At 72.9% G+C, this 14,956-nt stretch carries 13 protein-coding genes; 7 read left to right on the top strand and 6 right to left on the bottom strand.

Annotation, left to right across the window (positions count from 1 at the left end):
* Nucleotides 1-7 precede the first annotated feature (7 nt).
* Nucleotides 8-1,030, top strand: coding sequence for an ATP-binding cassette domain-containing protein (locus ACF1CT_RS09965; protein WP_391783438.1), 1,023 nt, complete (start codon nt 8-10; stop codon nt 1,028-1,030).
* Nucleotides 1,027-1,884: an ABC transporter permease gene (locus ACF1CT_RS09960; RefSeq protein WP_391783301.1), complete on the top strand. Its 858-nt coding sequence runs from the start codon at nt 1,027-1,029 to the stop codon at nt 1,882-1,884. Before ACF1CT_RS09965 ends, ACF1CT_RS09960 begins: the two co-directional genes overlap by 4 nt.
* 130 nt (nt 1,885-2,014) lie before the next feature.
* Here ACF1CT_RS09960 and ACF1CT_RS09955 read toward each other — a convergent pair whose 3' ends face one another.
* Nucleotides 2,015-5,395 carry a BTAD domain-containing putative transcriptional regulator gene (locus ACF1CT_RS09955; protein WP_391783300.1) on the bottom strand — a complete coding sequence of 1,127 codons (3,381 nt, stop codon included), beginning with the start codon at nt 5,393-5,395 and terminating at the stop codon, nt 2,015-2,017.
* A 367-nt stretch (nt 5,396-5,762) separates the two neighbouring features.
* On the opposite strand from ACF1CT_RS09955, the gene ACF1CT_RS09950 reads away from it, so the two are divergent.
* Nucleotides 5,763-6,680: a chitinase gene (locus tag ACF1CT_RS09950; protein WP_391783299.1), complete on the top strand. Its 918-nt coding sequence runs from the start codon at nt 5,763-5,765 to the stop codon at nt 6,678-6,680.
* A 110-nt stretch (nt 6,681-6,790) separates the two neighbouring features.
* A complete protein-coding gene (locus tag ACF1CT_RS09945) occupies nt 6,791-7,579 on the top strand; it encodes a site-2 protease family protein (protein ID WP_391783298.1) in 789 nt (262 codons plus the stop codon).
* 52 nt (nt 7,580-7,631) lie between these two features.
* Here ACF1CT_RS09945 and ACF1CT_RS09940 read toward each other — a convergent pair whose 3' ends face one another.
* Together ACF1CT_RS09940 and npdG are read right to left on the bottom strand one after the other, a co-directional pair.
* Complete coding sequence (locus ACF1CT_RS09940) at nt 7,632-7,808, bottom strand: hypothetical protein (RefSeq protein WP_391783297.1); 177 nt, start codon at nt 7,806-7,808, stop codon at nt 7,632-7,634.
* 152 nt (nt 7,809-7,960) lie between these two features.
* Nucleotides 7,961-8,656 carry an NADPH-dependent F420 reductase gene (npdG, locus tag ACF1CT_RS09935; protein ID WP_391783296.1) on the bottom strand — a complete coding sequence of 232 codons (696 nt, stop codon included), beginning with the start codon at nt 8,654-8,656 and terminating at the stop codon, nt 7,961-7,963.
* Between the two features lie 120 nt (nt 8,657-8,776).
* Between npdG and ACF1CT_RS09930 the strand changes: the two genes are divergently transcribed.
* Nucleotides 8,777-10,099, top strand: a complete 1,323-nt coding sequence (locus tag ACF1CT_RS09930; protein ID WP_391783295.1) for an MFS transporter — start codon at nt 8,777-8,779, stop codon at nt 10,097-10,099.
* 120 nt (nt 10,100-10,219) lie between these two features.
* Here ACF1CT_RS09930 and ACF1CT_RS09925 read toward each other — a convergent pair whose 3' ends face one another.
* A complete protein-coding gene (locus tag ACF1CT_RS09925; RefSeq protein WP_391783294.1) occupies nt 10,220-10,450 on the bottom strand; it encodes a hypothetical protein in 231 nt (76 codons plus the stop codon).
* A gap of 58 nt (nt 10,451-10,508) precedes the next feature.
* On the opposite strand from ACF1CT_RS09925, the gene map reads away from it, so the two are divergent.
* Both map and ACF1CT_RS09915 read left to right on the top strand, forming a co-directional pair.
* Nucleotides 10,509-11,366 (top strand): type I methionyl aminopeptidase, encoded by an 858-nt coding sequence (gene map, locus ACF1CT_RS09920; protein WP_391783293.1) that lies wholly within the window; start codon nt 10,509-10,511, stop codon nt 11,364-11,366.
* 277 nt (nt 11,367-11,643) lie between these two features.
* Nucleotides 11,644-12,309: a heme oxygenase (biliverdin-producing) gene (locus ACF1CT_RS09915; protein ID WP_391783292.1), complete on the top strand. Its 666-nt coding sequence runs from the start codon at nt 11,644-11,646 to the stop codon at nt 12,307-12,309.
* Nucleotides 12,310-12,541: 232 nt separating this feature from the next.
* Here the strand turns inward: ACF1CT_RS09915 and ACF1CT_RS09910 are convergent, their stop codons facing one another.
* Together ACF1CT_RS09910 and ACF1CT_RS09905 are read right to left on the bottom strand one after the other, a co-directional pair.
* Entirely contained in the window at nt 12,542-13,255 is a 714-nt protein-coding gene (locus ACF1CT_RS09910) for a PhzF family phenazine biosynthesis protein (RefSeq protein ID WP_391783291.1), read from the bottom strand.
* A 91-nt stretch (nt 13,256-13,346) separates the two neighbouring features.
* Nucleotides 13,347-14,948, bottom strand: coding sequence for an HtaA domain-containing protein (locus ACF1CT_RS09905; protein WP_391783290.1), 1,602 nt, complete (start codon nt 14,946-14,948; stop codon nt 13,347-13,349).
* Nucleotides 14,949-14,956: the final 8 nt, after the last annotated feature.

The raw sequence follows: 14,956 nt of genomic DNA, 5'->3' as shown, positions 1-14,956 counted from the left end.
TGGTCCCATGGTGGGCATGACGCGATACGACAAGAACCCCAGGAACGGCTCGAACGCCGTGGAGGTCCGGGGACTGGTCAAGCACTACGGCTCGACCAAGGCTCTGGACGGCGTGGACCTCGATGTCCGCGAGGGCACCGTGCTCGGTGTGCTCGGGCCCAACGGCGCCGGAAAGACCACGCTGGTGCGCTGCCTGTCCACCCTGATCGTCCCCGACGCCGGACACGCCACCGTCGCGGGCTACGACGTGGTGAAGCAGCCCCGGCAGCTGCGCCGCACCATCGGACTGACCGGACAGTACGCCTCGGTCGACGAGAAGCTCTCCGGCTGGGAGAACCTCTACATGATCGGGCGGCTGCTCGACCTGCCGCGCAGGACCGCCCGGGCCAGGGCCGACGAACTCCTGGAGCGTTTCTCGCTCACCGACGCCGCCCGGCGGGCCGCGATGGACTACTCCGGCGGCATGCGGCGGCGCCTCGACCTCGCCGCGTCGATGATCGGCAGCCCGGCCGTCCTCTACCTGGACGAGCCGACGACGGGACTCGACCCCCGGACCCGCAACGAGGTCTGGGACGAGGTGCAGCGGATGGTCGCGGAGGGGGCGACCGTGCTGCTCACCACCCAGTACATGGAGGAGGCGGAACAGCTCGCGAGCGAGCTCACCGTCATCGACAAGGGCCGGATCATCGCCAGCGGCGGGGTCGACGACCTCAAGGCGAAGGTCGGCGGCCGCACCCTGCAGATCCGGCCCTCGGACCCGGCGCAGCTCCCCGCGATGGCGCAGGCGCTCAAGGAGGCCGGTCTCGACGGGGTCGCGGGTGCCCAGGCGGTCCCGGACGAGGGCCTGCTGTACGTACCGATCCTCAGCGACGAGCAGCTGACCGCCGTCATCGGCCTGCTCGGCACCCGGGGCTTCTCGCTGGCGCACGTCGCCACCGCGCTGCCCAGCCTGGACGAGGTGTTCCTGGCGATCACCGGCGAGAAGAGCGCTTCCGCCACCGACACGATCCCCGCGGAGGTCGCAGCATGAGCACGACGATCCAGAAGCCCGCCACGACCGGTTCCGCCCCCGCCGGGCGACCGCGGCCGCTCGCCGACGAGGGCCGGATCGGGGTGCGCGGCAACCTGCGGCACATCGGCGCGCTGATGCGGCGCAATCTGCTCCAGATCAAGAAGGATCCGGAGTCGATGTTCGATGTGCTGCTCATGCCCATCGTCTTCACCCTGCTGTTCGTGTACGTCTTCGGCGGGTCCATCGGCTCCAGCCTGGGCGGCGACCGGCAGACGTACATCAACTACGTCATCCCCGGTCTGATGGCGATGATGGGCATGAACATCGCCACCGCGGTCGGCACGGGGGTCAACGACGACTTCCGCAAGGGGATCATGGACCGGTTCCGGACGATGCCGATCGCCCGCTCGTCGGTCCTCATCGCCAAGATCTTCGTCGAGATGGGCCGGATGCTGGTCGCCACGGCGATCCTGCTGGGCATGGGCTTCCTGCTCGGCATGCAGGTGAAGACCTCGGTGCTCGGCCTGCTCGCCGCGGTCGGCCTGTCGATGGTGTTCGGCGCCGCGATCATGTGGATCTTCATCCTGCTGGGTCTGTCGGTGAAGACCGCCCAGGCGGTTCAGGGATTGGGGTTCCTGGTGCTCATGCCCCTCCAGTTCGGTTCGTCGATCTTCGCCCCGCCCGCCACGATGCCGGGCTGGCTCCAGGCGTTCACCGACTACAACCCGCTGTCCAACCTGGCGGACGCGGCGCGCGGGCTGATGATCGGCGGCCCGGTCGCCCACGCGGTGTGGCTGACGCTCGGCTGGGCGGTCGCGATCACCGCGGTGGCCGCCCCGCTCGCGGTGGCCAAGTTCCGCAAGCGGAGCTGAGTCCCCGGCACCCCGCCGGACGGTGCGGCGCATCGGCCGACGGGGGGGCGGCCCGGTCCCGGCGGCCGATGCGCCGGGGCGCGGCGGACACCGCTCCTCCCGCACCGCCGGGTGCCGGTTCCGGGTGTCGTCAGTCCCGGTACGTCTCGGCGAGGGCGGTGGCCTCCTCCAGGGTGAGGCCGCCGCCCTCGGCGTACGCGGTGTCGTAGGCGGCCCGGCCGAGGACGGCGACGGCCGCCCGTTCCGCCTCGGCCCAGTCGTGCCGCTCCATCGACGTCGGTACGTGCATGGGGGGCAGCAGTCCGCGCCCGGCCCCGAGCAGCCGGGCCGCGAGCACGGCCCGACGCTCGCCGCCGAGACCGGCCAGGGCCCTTGCGACACCGACCAGCTGGATGACCGGCATGTGGGGGGCCACCATCCGGGACAGCCGGTCCTGGGACCGGACCAGCGCCGTCAGCCCCTTGGGCAGGGCCTCGGCGTACCGGCCTTCCTGGTTGTCCAGCCAGGCCAGCGCGCCCTGCAGGAACCCGTCGAAGATCGCCAGCGTCTCGGAACGGAATTCCTCGCGCAGGACGCCGAGTTGCTCGCGCGCCTCGGCGGTGCGGCCGGTGCGGCCCAGCCACAGGGCGAGGTGGAGCCGGGCGCCGGGCATCGCCTCGTGGCTCGCCCCGCGCCCCTCCTCGATCACACCCCGCATGATCGCCTCGCCCTCGTCGCCGCGGTCGAGCTCGGTGAGCACGGACGCGTAGCGGGACTGGAGGACGAGCACCTGGGACCGGGCACCGAGCCTCTCCGCGTGTCCGATGGCGGCCTGGTAGTCCTCGACCGCGTGTACGTACGCGCCGCGCTTCTCGTTGGCCTCGCCGCGGGAGGAGAGTGCCTCGGCGGCGCCCCAGTCGTCGCCGAGCCGGCTGAAGATCTCCAGGCTCTCGTCGGCGTCCGCGCGCGCCTCGCCCACCCAGTCGGTCCGGTTGGCCAGGACGTTGGCCCGCATCTGGAGCGCGCCGGCCAGCTCCCACTCGTAGCCGAACTCACGGCAGGCCCGGACCGTTTCGTCCAGCAGGGCACGCAGGTCGTCGGCCTCCCCGGTCATCATGACCGCGAAGAACCACAGCGATGCCGGGGCACGGCAGGTCTGCGGCTGGCCCGGGCGGTAGGTTTCCGCGATGACGCGCAGCCGGGCCATGCCCTTCTCGTTCGTCCACACGTCCCGGTCGTGGTCCATGGTGGCCAACTGGACCAGGGCCACCTGACGCCGGGCCTCCTGGAGCAGTGCGGGCGGCATGGGCGGCGGTGCGGCGGTGCAGCGTTCGTGCAGGGAGGGCACGGGTTCGGCGGGCCCGGCGAAGGGGTCGGGCCCCAGGGCGGCGGCCGCGTCGGCCCAGTGCAGGGCGTCGGCGCGCAGGTCCCGCATCTGCCAGTACCAGCACAGCGACAGCACCAGGCAGAGCGCCTCCTGCTCGTCGCGGGCGGCGACGGCGCGGCGCAGGGCGGTGCGGAGGTTCTCGTACTCGCGCCGGAAGAGGTCGATGGCGTCGCGCTGGCCGGCGTTCCGGAGCCTCGGGTCGGTGGTCCGGGCCAGTTCCCGGTAGTACACCAGGTGGCGCCGCTCCACGGTGTCCCGTTCCGCCGCCGCGTCGAGCCGTTCGGCGGCGTACTCGGCGACGGTCTCCAGCAACCGGTAGCGCATCTCCCCGTCCTCGGCGGGCGCGGCGACGACGAGGGACTTGTCGACGAGCGAGCCGAGCAGCGCGGCGACCTCCGGCCCGCCCCGGGGGCCGTCGGCGCAGACGGACTCGGCGGCGGCCAGGGTGCAGCCGCCCGCGAAGACCGAGAGTCTGCGGAGCACGGCGCGTTCCGCCTCGTCGAGCAGGTCCCAGGACCAGTCGACGACGGCGCGCAGCGTCTGCTGACGGGGCAGCACGGTGCGGGCCCCGCTGGTGAGCAGCCGGAACCGGTCGTCGAGCCGGTCGGCGATCTGCCGCGGGGTGAGCATCCGCAGCCGGGCGGCGGCGAGTTCGATGGCGAGCGGCAGTCCGTCGAGGCGTCGGCAGATCTCGGCCGCGGCCTCGGCGGTCTCCCGGTCCGTGTCGGTCCGGAAGCCCGGCCGGGCGGCGGCGCCGCGTTCGGCGAACAGCCGGAGCGCCATCGGGTCGGGCAGCGGGTCGACGGGGCGGACGAACTCACCGGGTACCCCGAGGGGTTCGCGGCTGGTGGCCAGCACGGTGAGGCCCGGGCAGTGGGCGAGGAGGTGGTCGGCGAGGGCGGCGGCGGCCCCGATGACGTGCTCGCAGTTGTCCAGGAGCAGCAGCATCCGGCGCCGGGAGCAGTGCTCGGTGAGCCGCACCAGGGGGTCGCCCGCGTTGCCCTCGGCGACGCGCATCTCCTCGGCGCCCGCCCCGCGGAGCACGGTCTCGCGGGCGCCGAGCGCGCTCAGTACGGCCTCCGGTACGGCCTCCGGGTCGTCGACGGGCGCGAGTTCGGCAAGCCAGACGCCGTCCTGCCAGGCGGGGGCGACGGACTCGGCGGCCTCCTGGGAGAGCCGGGTCTTGCCCGCGCCTCCGGGGCCGAGCAGGGTGACCAGCCGGGTCCGCGAGAGGTCCGCGCGCAGGGCCCCGATGTCGTCGTCGCGCCCGACGAAGCTGGTGAGCCGGGCCCGGAGGTTCCCCCGCGCGGCGGCGGGCGGGCGCGGAGCGGCGACGGGCTCCGCGACGGCCGGATGGCGCGGGACGGCGGGAGAGGGCGCCGGGGACGTCGGCGCGACGGCGGCCGGGTACCGGCCGACCGCCGGGCTCCGGTCAAGCAACTCGGCGTGCAGGGAGCGCAGTTCGGGACCCGGGTCGGCGCCGAGCCGGTCCGCGAGCAGGGCCCGCACCTCGTCGTAGGCGGCCAGTGCCTCGGCCGCGCGTCCGGCGTCGCGCAGGGCACGCAGCCGCAGCGCCTGGAGCGGTTCGTCGATCGGGTACTCGGCGCACAGGGCGGCGAGTTCGGGCAGGACCTCGTCCGCCCGGCCGAGCGCGAGGGAGGCGGCGAGCCCGGTGCGGCGGGCCTCCAGCTGCCGGGCCGTCCAGCGGGCCGCGACGGCGCCGCGGTCGGGCAGGTCGGCCAGGGCCGGTCCGCGCCACAGGGCGAGTGCGTCGTCGACCACGGCCCGCGCCTTGGCCGGGTCGCCCTCCGCCAGCGCCCGCGCCCCCTCCCCCGCGAGCCGCTCGAAGCGGTACAGATCGACGTCGTCCGGCTCGGCGGCCAGCCGGTAGCCGCTCTCGCCGGAGGTGACCGCCGCGCGGCCGAGCGCCCGGCGCAGCCGCCCGACGAGTGCCTGGAGCGCACCCGTGGCGTCGGCCGGCGGGTCGCCGTCCCACACCTCGTCGACAAGCACCGCGGCCGGGACGGACCGGCCGGGGCGCAGGGCGAGGACGGTGAGCAGGGCGCGCAGCCGCGCCCCGCCGACGGTGACGGCCGTGCCGTCGTCGCGGAGTGCCCGGGTGGTCCCGAGGATGCCGTAGCGCACATGCCCATTCTCCGTGACCGCGCTCGATGCGAGGACACCCGTGCGAGGACGGCCGGGATCGTGTCGGCGGTGGGTGACCGCGTGCCGCCGTCACCGCGCCGGCGGCGGTGTCCGCGCCCGTTCGGACGTCGGCGCCAACCTGGCTCCGGAGCAGGCGAGTTGCCGTCGCGGCGCGGAACGGGCGGCACCGGAGGACGGTATCGGCGACTACTGGTACGGACCACTGAAAATCTCTTTGGTCTAGACCTTGACTGCGATCAAGGGGAAGGGTTCAGTGTCCGAAAGCATCCTTCGGCACAGCCTGAACAATTCGGCCCGGCGCCCACCGGGCCCATCCGGCATGCCGGCGTCCATGAAAGGGACCTCTGTGCTCAGAACTCGTATGAAGGCGCTGCTGACCGGTCTCGTGGCGGTCGGCTCACTGGCGGCGACGGCCCTCATGCCCGCGACGGCGAGTGCCGCCGATGTTCCGCAGACCCCGGCGGACGAATGCGCCGTGGCGCCCGACTGGTCAAAGGGCGCCAACTACCAGACGCGCGACATCGTCAGGTACACCGACGGGAAGATCTACGTCGCCCAGCGCGACAACCCGGGCTACGACCCGACGGTGAGCACCTACTACTGGTCGGCGTACACCTGCGGCACGGGCGGCAACCCGTACCCGAACAGCTTCGTGGTGACCGAGGCGCAGTTCGACCAGATGTTCCCGAACCGGAACCCGTTCTACACGTACCAGGGCCTGACGGACGCCATCAAGGCGTTCCCCAAGTTCGCCCACACCGGTACCGACACGATGCGCAAGCAGGAGGCCGCGGCCTTCCTCGCGAACATCAGCCACGAGACCGGCGGCCTCTACTACATCAAGGAAGTCAACGAGGCGAACTACCCGCACTACTGCGACCAGAGCCAGCCCTACGGCTGCCCGGCCGGCCAGTCGGCGTACTACGGGCGCGGCCCGATCCAGCTGAGCTGGAACTTCAACTACAAGAACGCGGGCGACTTCCTCGGCATCGATCTGCTGAACGACCCGTGGAAGGTGGAGACCGACCCCGCGGTCGCGATGATGACCGGCCTCTGGTACTGGAACACGCAGAACGGCCCCGGTCCGATCACCGGCCATGACGCGATGATCAGTGGGGCGGGCTTCGGCCAGACGATCCGTTCGATCAACGGAGCGCTGGAGTGCGACGGCGGCAACCCGCGCCAGGTCGAGAGCCGGATCAACCGGTACCAGGAGTTCACCCGGATCCTCGGGGTGCCGACGGGTCCCAGCCTCTCCTGCTGATTCCACCACTGTTCCCCGTGCGGGACGCCGCGGGCCGGGACCTCCTCCCGGCCCGCGGCCGTGCGTGACGGGCGGTGACCGGGGGGCGGGCAACCCGTAGGCTCGGCCCCATGGTCAGCACATCGCAGCGAAGGATCAGCCCGGTCTTCCTCGGCATCGCCGCCGTGACCGCGGTGTCGGGCTGGGCGGTGTGGACGGGGTTCGCCGAGCGTCCCGGGATCGCGGTCTTCCTCTTCGTGACGGGGGCCTGGGTGGTGTCGCTCTGTCTGCACGAGTACGCGCACGCCCGTACCGCGCTGCACAGCGGCGACCTCTCGGTCGCCGCGAAGGGCTATCTCACCCTCGACCCGCTGAAGTACACCCACGCGCTGCTGAGCATCGTGCTGCCGGTGCTCTTCGTGATCATGGGCGGCATCGGTCTGCCCGGCGGCGCGGTCTACATCGATCGGGGCCGGATCCACGGCCGCCTGCGGCACAGTCTGATCTCGGCGGCGGGCCCGCTGACGAACGTGCTGTTCGCGATCGTCTGCACGGCACCGTTCTGGCTGCACGCGCTGGACGGCGTCCCGGCGCCCTTCCGCCACGCGCTGGGCTTCCTGGCGCTGCTCCAGGTCACGGCGGCGATCCTCAACTTCGTCCCGGTGCCGGGGCTGGACGGGTACGGGGTGATCGAGCCGTGGCTGTCGTACCGGATCCGCCGCCAGGTCGAGCCGTTCGCCCCGTTCGGGCTGATCGCGGTGTTCGGCGTGCTGTGGATCCCGGAGGCCAACGCGGCTTTCTTCGACGCGGTCCACGGCCTGCTGCGGGCACTGGGCGTCGACGAGTTCACGACGTACTGCGGTTTCGACGCCTACCGTTTCTGGCGGACGGCCGACCCGGTCTGCTCGCTCCCCGGCTGACCGGCCGCCCGTCGCCCCCGACGGGCCCGTGGCGGTCCGTCGCGATCGGCGATCAGCTCGTGGTGGCCCGGGCCCGGTGGCGCCGCACGTAGAACCACGCCATGTTCGACGAGAGTCCGGCCAGCAGGACCCAGACGATCCCGAGCCAGACGCCGTTGACGAACGAGATCACGGCCGCGACGACGGCCAGGACGCAGACGGCGACGGCGTAGAGAGCGAGGCGGGGCATGGGGATCGGCTCCTGTCCGGGGATGATGCGCGGTCCCCTCAAGTGTCCCCCATGCCCCTTTCCGCCCGACGCGGGGTGGCACGGACGGCCGCTGCCCGGCCGGCCGGGTTCACCGGCCCGGCGCACACGCCCCGGCCGGGCGGCGGGCCGGCTCAGACGTCGGTGACGCGCAGCCCCGCGTGCGCCTTGTAGCGGCGGTTCACCGAGATCAGGTTGGCGACGAGCGACTCGACCTGGTGGGCGTTGCGCAGCCGCCCGGCGAAGACGCCGCGCATGCCGGGGATCCGGCCGGCCAGGGCCTGTACCAGGTCGGTGTCGGCGCGGGCCTCGCCGAGCACCAGCACATCGGTGTCGATCTCCTCGACGGTCGTGTCCTGGAGCAGCACCGCGGAGAGGTGGTGGAAGGCGGCGGTGACCCGGGACTCCGGGAGCAGCGCGGCCGCCTGCTCGGCGGCGCTGCCCTCCTCGGGCTTCAGCGCGTAGGCGCCCTTCTTGTCGAAGCCGAGCGGGTTGACGCAGTCGATGACGAGCTTGCCCGCGAGCTCGCCGCGCAGCGACTCCAGGGTCTTGGCGTGGCCGTCCCACGGCACGGCCACGATCACGACGTCGCTGCGCCGGGCGCACTCGGCGTTGTCCGCGCCCTCGACACCGTGGCCCAGTTCCTCCGCGGCGGCCCGGGCGCGGTCCGCGGCGCGGGAGCCGATGATCACCTTCTGGCCCGCGCGGGCGAACCGGTGGGCGAGGCCGCGGCCCTGCGGGCCGGTGCCGCCGAGTACGCCGACGGTGAGGCCCGACACGTCGGGGAGGTCCCGGGGGTCCTTGGCGGGGGGCTTGTCATTCGTAGTCATGGCTTCGACATTACTGCCCGCGACGGAAGTGGACGCTGTGTCGTCCGGCCGCCGGGGGACGGCGGCGCACGGCGGAAAAGCTGTTGCGGGGGTGCGCGCCGCACCGCACGATGACCCCTCGTGACCTCAGCTCCATCCCGCGTCGCCCGGATCGCCGCGCTGCTGCCCGACCTCACCCCCCTGCGCGGCTCCGCCGACTTCCGGCTGCTGTGGATCCAGGGCCTGATCGCGTACTTCGGCAGCATGATGGCCCTGGTCGCGCTTCCTCTCCAGATCAAGGAACTCACCGGATCACCGCTGGCCGTCGGCGCGATGGGCGCGGTCGAGCTGGTGCCGCTGATCGTCTTCGGGCTGTACGGCGGCGCGCTCGCGGACGCCGTGGACCGCCGCAAGGTGATCCTGGGCACCGAGGCGGGGCTGGGGCTGCTGGCCCTGGTCCTCCTGGTGAACGCCGCGCTGCCCGATCCGCTGCTGTGGCCCCTGTACCTGGTCGCGGGCGGGGTCTCGGCGCTGTCCGGACTCCAGCGCCCCGCACTGGACTCCCTGATGGCCCGGATCGTGCCGCACGACCAGCTGACCTCGGCCGCCGCCCTGAACTCGTTGCGCTGGCAGTTCGGCGCGATCACCGGACCGGCGGTGGCGGGCCTCGTGGTGGCCTATGCCGGACACGCCACGGCCTACACGGTCACGGTCTTCACGTTCGCCGTCTCCGTGCTGCTCTGCCGGCGCCTGTCCCCGGCCCCGCCCGCCCGGGACAACGCGAAGCCGTCGCTGCGCGGCATCGTGGAGGGCGCGAGGTACGCCTGGAGCCGGCCGGTGCTGCTGGGGACGTACGCGGTCGACATGGCCGCGATGTTCTTCGCCTTCCCGAACGCGGTCTTCCCGTTCCTGGCCGACGACCTGGACGCCGACTGGTCGCTCGGCCTGATGTACGCCGCGGATTCGGTCGGTTCCCTGATGCTGGGACTGACCAGCGGCTGGACGTCACGGGTGCGCAGGCACGGGTTGTTCGTGGTGTTCGGGGCCGCGGCCTGGGGGCTGGCGATCGCGGCGGCCGGGTGGTTCGACAACGTGTGGCTGGTGCTGGTCTGTCTGGCCGCCGCCGGTGCGGGCGACATGCTGAGCGGTCTGGGCCGCTCCACGATCTGGAACCAGACCATCCCGGAGGAGCTGCGGGGACGGCTGGCGGGCATCGAGGTGCTCTCGTACAGCGTCGGCCCGCAGCTGGGTCAGGTGCGGGCCGGTGCGATGGCGGGCTGGACGGGCACCCGCTCCGCGATCTGGAGCGGGGGCGTGGCGTGCGTGGCCTCGGTCGCGCTGCTCACTGCCGCGCTGCCGAAGCTGCTGACGTACGACTCGCGGACGGACGAGGACGCGACGCGCCGGCGCGCCCAGCGCGAGGCGGAGGACGGCCCGTCGCAGGCCAGTCCGTCCGGGGTCTGAGCGGCGGGGGCCCGGGTCGTGTCCCCGGGCCCCGGGGCGGAGTCCCGCCGCACGCCTCCGAGGCCCGGACGACGGAGTTCCGCCCCACGCCCCCCGGGGACCGGACGACGGGGCTCCGCCTCACGCCTCCGGGTCCCGGGGGGTTCCGTCGTCGTGCCACTTGGGGTCGGTCTCCCATTCCAGGTTGCGTTCCCGCGCCGTGTCCATGGCGTGCTGCGCCTCCTCGCGGCTGGTGTACGGGCCGAAACGGTCCTTGGCCGGGCACTCGGGGCCCTCCTCGACCTTCTGGTGCAGCAGGCAGTAGTACCACTCGCCCGGTTTGCCGACCGTGCGCTTCTTGAACAGGGCCATCATCGGCTCCTTCCCTCGGGGCCATGCTGCCCCAAGCGGGGTCGTTAGACTCGCTGGCATGTCTGGCCAGTCACCGCTCGTGCCCGGGGAGATCACTCCCATCCGTTCCGTACCCGGAAGCATCCGGCGCCCCGAGTACGTGGGCAAGCCGGCCCCCACCCCGTACACCGGTCCGGAGGTCCAGGACGCCGACACCGTCGAGCGCATGCGCGTCGCGGGCCGGATCGCCGCACAGGCGATGGCGGAGGCCGCCAAGCACATCGCCCCGGGCGTCACGACGGACGAACTCGACAGGGTGGCGCACGAGTTCATGTGCGACCACGGCGCCTACCCGTCGACGCTGGGGTACCGCGGCTTCCCCAAGTCGCTGTGCACCTCGCTCAACGAGGTGATCTGCCACGGCATCCCGGACTCCACGGTGCTGCGCGACGGCGACATCGTGAACCTCGACGTCACCGCGTACATCGGCGGCGTGCACGGCGACAACAACGCCACCTACCTCTGCGGCGACGTGGACGAGGAGTCCCGGCTGCTCGTCGAGCGCACCCGGGAGGCGCTGAACCGGGCCGTCAAGGCGGTCCGGCCGGGGCGGCAGGTCAATGTGATCGGGCGGGTCATCGAGTCGTACGCCAAGCGCTTCGGGTACGGCGTCGTACGGGACTTCACCGGGCACGGGATCAACTCCTCGTTCCACTCCGGCCTGATCATCCCGCACTACGACAGCCCGCACGCGACCACGGTGATGAAGCCCGGCATGACCTTCACCATCGAGCCGATGCTGACACTGGGCAGCCACGACTACGACATGTGGGACGACGGCTGGACGGTGGTGACGAAGGACCGCAGGCGCACCGCCCAGTTCGAGCACACGCTGGTGGTGACGGAGACCGGCGCCGACATCCTGACGCTTCCGTAGGGCTCCGCCCACGCACACGCACGGACGATTCACCGACGAGAGCGGCCGCCCCCGGGCGGCCGCTCTCGCGTTCCCGCCCACGGTTGCGCCGTCCGGGGCGCGCACCGGGCAGGAGGCGTATCATTTTTTCCCGACAGGCTGTCGGGAAGCTGTTGACTTAGGTAAACCTAAGTAGGAAGATCGGGGATGTCGGCAGCGGCTGCGACGCGCAGCCACTGCCGCCTTTTATCCGTTTGTTTATGGACTTTCCCGTCCCCTCGGCCCCCGGAGGCCCCCCTTGGACGCAACCGCCGCCGTCACTCCCTTCTCGACGCTCATCCGCACGGCATCCCACGAACAGCACACCGAGGCGGAGACCTCGACCTTCATGAGCGACCTGCTCGGCGGACGCCTCGGGGTGGACGCCTACACGCGCTACACGGAGCAGCTGTGGTTCGTGTACCGGGCGATGGAGGAGGGTGCGGAAGCACTGCGGGACGACCCGGTCGCCGGGCCCTTCATCCAGCCCGAGCTGATGCGCACCGCCGAGCTGGAGCGCGACCTGGCCCATCTGCGGGGTGCCGACTGGCGTGAGGGGCTGGAGCCGCTGCCCGCCACCGCGGCGTACGCCGCCCGGGTCGCGGAGTGCGCCCGGACCTGGCCCGCCGGTTACGTCGCCCACCACTACACCCGCTACCTCGGCGACCTCTCGGGCGGCCAGATCATCCGCGACAAGGCGGAGAAGACCTGGGGTTTCGCCCGCAAGGGCGACGGCGTCCGGTTCTACGTCTTCGAGGGGATAGCCAACCCCGCCGCGTTCAAGCGGAGCTACCGCGAGCTGCTGGACGCGCTGGACACGGACGACCTGGAGAAGCAGCGCGTCGTCGACGAGTGCAAGCGCGCGTTCGCGCTCAACACGGCGGTGTTCCGGGAGCTGGGCGAGGCGTTCCCGCTGAGCGCGTAGTCCCGTTGGCCGGCGGTGTGCGCCGGCCAACGGCATCGCCCCCTCCGCGGCACGTCGTGCCCGTACGGCGCGGCCGATGGCACCGACCGGTCACCCCGGTCCGGTCCCGTCGGCCGCGCCGTTCCCGTTCCGGCACGGTTGCCGGGGCGCGGGTGTACGTGGGAGACGCGACCCGGGTGCGGCTCGGGCCGGAAGCGGGACGCCGGGGCGCGGGTGTGCGCGGGCGGCGCCCTCAGGGGCGGGACGGGGTCGGCCGGTGCACCGGGCGCACCCGGCCCCCGACCTCCACCCTGCCGTCCGGCGCGGGCGCGGTGAGGATCCGGGAGCCGCGTCCCTGCCTGATGTCGAGGGCCCGCCCCAGTCGTGCGCCGAGCAACAGCGCGGCCGCGCCGGTGGCCTCGTCCTCCACGATCCCGCCCGCCGCGCCGGAGCCGTCGACCCGCCTCGGGAACGCCCGTGCCCTGACCCGGCCCGCCGCCTCGTCCTCCCAGGCCCAGACGTAGAGCCAGCCCTCGCCGGGCGGCGGCCCGGTCAGCGCCTCGACCTCGGCGACGGAGCCGTACCGTTCCAGCGTGCGCGGCGGCGCCCATTCCGGGCGGGCGCCGATCCAGGTGAACTCCCCGTCCCGGCGGGCGGACACGTCGCCGACCGGCAGCTCCAGGACCTCCAGGCCGAGCAGCCAGGCGGTGCCGACGAGCGGGTGGCCGGCGAAGGGGAGACGGAGCCCCGGAGTGTGGATGTCGACGTGCCCGCGCTCGGGGTCGTCGACGAAGACGGTCTCGCTGAAGCCGAGGCGGCGGGTCAGCTCCTGCCGGGACGCGTCGTCCGGGTACCCGCGCCCGTCGCGCACCACTCCGAGGGGGTTGCCGTGCCGTCCGTCGGGGTCGCAGAAGACCCGTAGCACGTCGATGCCCTCGGGCACGCCGGGTTCGCCGTCGTTCGTCACGACGACATTCAAGCAGCGTCCGGGCGGCGGCCGCGGAACGGGGCCGCCGCCCGGACGGTGCGGGGTGGTGCGGTCGGGTGCCGCGCCGGGATCAGGCGGTGCGGCGGCGCCGGGCGGCGACGACGGTGGCGGCACCGGCCGCCACGACGAGGGCCGAGCCGCCGATCAGGGCGCCGGCCGGGAGGTCGGAGCCGGTGGCGGCGAGCGAGCCGGAGCCGCCCACCGAGCCGCCGCCCACACTGCCGCCGCCCACACTGCCGCCGCCCACGCTGCCGCCGCCGATGGTCGCGGATCCGCCCGCCTGGCCGGTGGAGCCGGTGGACCCGGTGGAGCCGGTGCCACCCGTGGCGGGGAGTTCGGCGTCCTTGTCGAGGGCGACCGCGACGGTCAGCGGGTCGAGTTCCTCGCCCGCCCGGTACATGCCGCCGAACGCCTTGGTGCCGTCGGCGGTGAGGGTCGCGGGCACGGACGAGAGGGTGACCACCCCGTTCTTGGCCACGAGCCCGCCCTTGGGCAGCTTCAGGTCCGCGACGGCAAGACCCGAGTACGAGGAGACCTTCTTGGTCTCGCGGTCCTTGCTGGAGACGTCCGCGATCAGCGTGCCCTTCGTGCCGTTCACCCGGATCTTCAGCGCGGTGAGGGAGAGGTCCAGGGTGTAGGCGCCGTCCTCCTGGTGGCCCAGGAAGCGGACCTTGCCGCCGAACTTGGCGTTCAGGGTCTGCCCGGCGGCGTCGACGTGACCGGTCGCGTCGGGGAACCGGTAGCCGTCGCCGGACGACTTGGCACCGGCCGTCGTCTCGACCTTGCCGTGGGCGATGGGGCCGGTGACGTAGTCGCGGAAGGACTTCTTGACGCCCCAGTCCAGGGTGCCGTCGACGACCGTGCCGGTCTCGGCGGCCGGCTTGCCGGTGGCCGTCGGGGACGGGGAGGCGGTCGAGGTGGGCTTGCCGGTCGGCCCGGTGGTCGGCTCCGTGGTGGGCTTGCCGGTCGGCTCGGTCGTGGGCTTGCCGGTGGGCTCGGTGGTCGGCTCCGTGGTGGGCTTCCCGGTCGGGGCCGCGGCGGCCTTGACCGACAGCGTGGCCGCGTCGAGCGCGTCGCCCTCCTTGTACTGGCCGTTGAACGCCTCGGAGCCGGCCTTCGTCAGCTTCGCCGGGATGTCCTTGAACACCATGGCGCCGCCCGCACCCTGACCGGGCTTCACGGCGGACAGGTCGAGGTCGGCGAAGACCACGTCGTCGCGGGTGCCCTCCGGGGTCGTGACGTCGACGGTGATCGCGCCGCCGGTGCCGGAGGTGGAGAGCCTCACGTCCGACAGCGTGATGTCGAGAACGCCGCCGTGGGCGTAGAAGTTGACGCCGCCGCGGAAGGCGGTGTCGGTGCCGTGCGTGCCGGTGTCGTAGCTCCCCTTGCCGTCGGCGAAGGTGAACACGCCGTTGTCGGCAGCCTGGACGGCGCCGTCCTTGACGGTGATCTTCCCGCCGGAGAACGGCGAGGCGAGGTACTTGCGGAAGGACTCCTTGACGCCCCATTCCAGGGTGCCGTCCGTGAGGTCCAGCTTCGGCGCCCCGGCGGCGGCCCGGCCGGAGGCGGCGCCGTCGGCGGCGAGCGCGGGCAGGGCGAACGCGGTGGCGCCGAGGGCTGCCGCCGTGGCGACGGCGGCGGCGAGGGCTATGGGGCGGCGGGTGGCTGCCATGGTCGATG

Origin of the sequence: Streptomyces sp. NPDC014734, from assembly GCF_043083325.1 — a bacterium.
GTDB lineage: Bacteria > Actinomycetota > Actinomycetes > Streptomycetales > Streptomycetaceae > Streptomyces.
The sequence above is the reverse complement of the archived record's forward strand: the minus strand, read 5'-3'. Positions and strand labels throughout refer to the sequence as shown.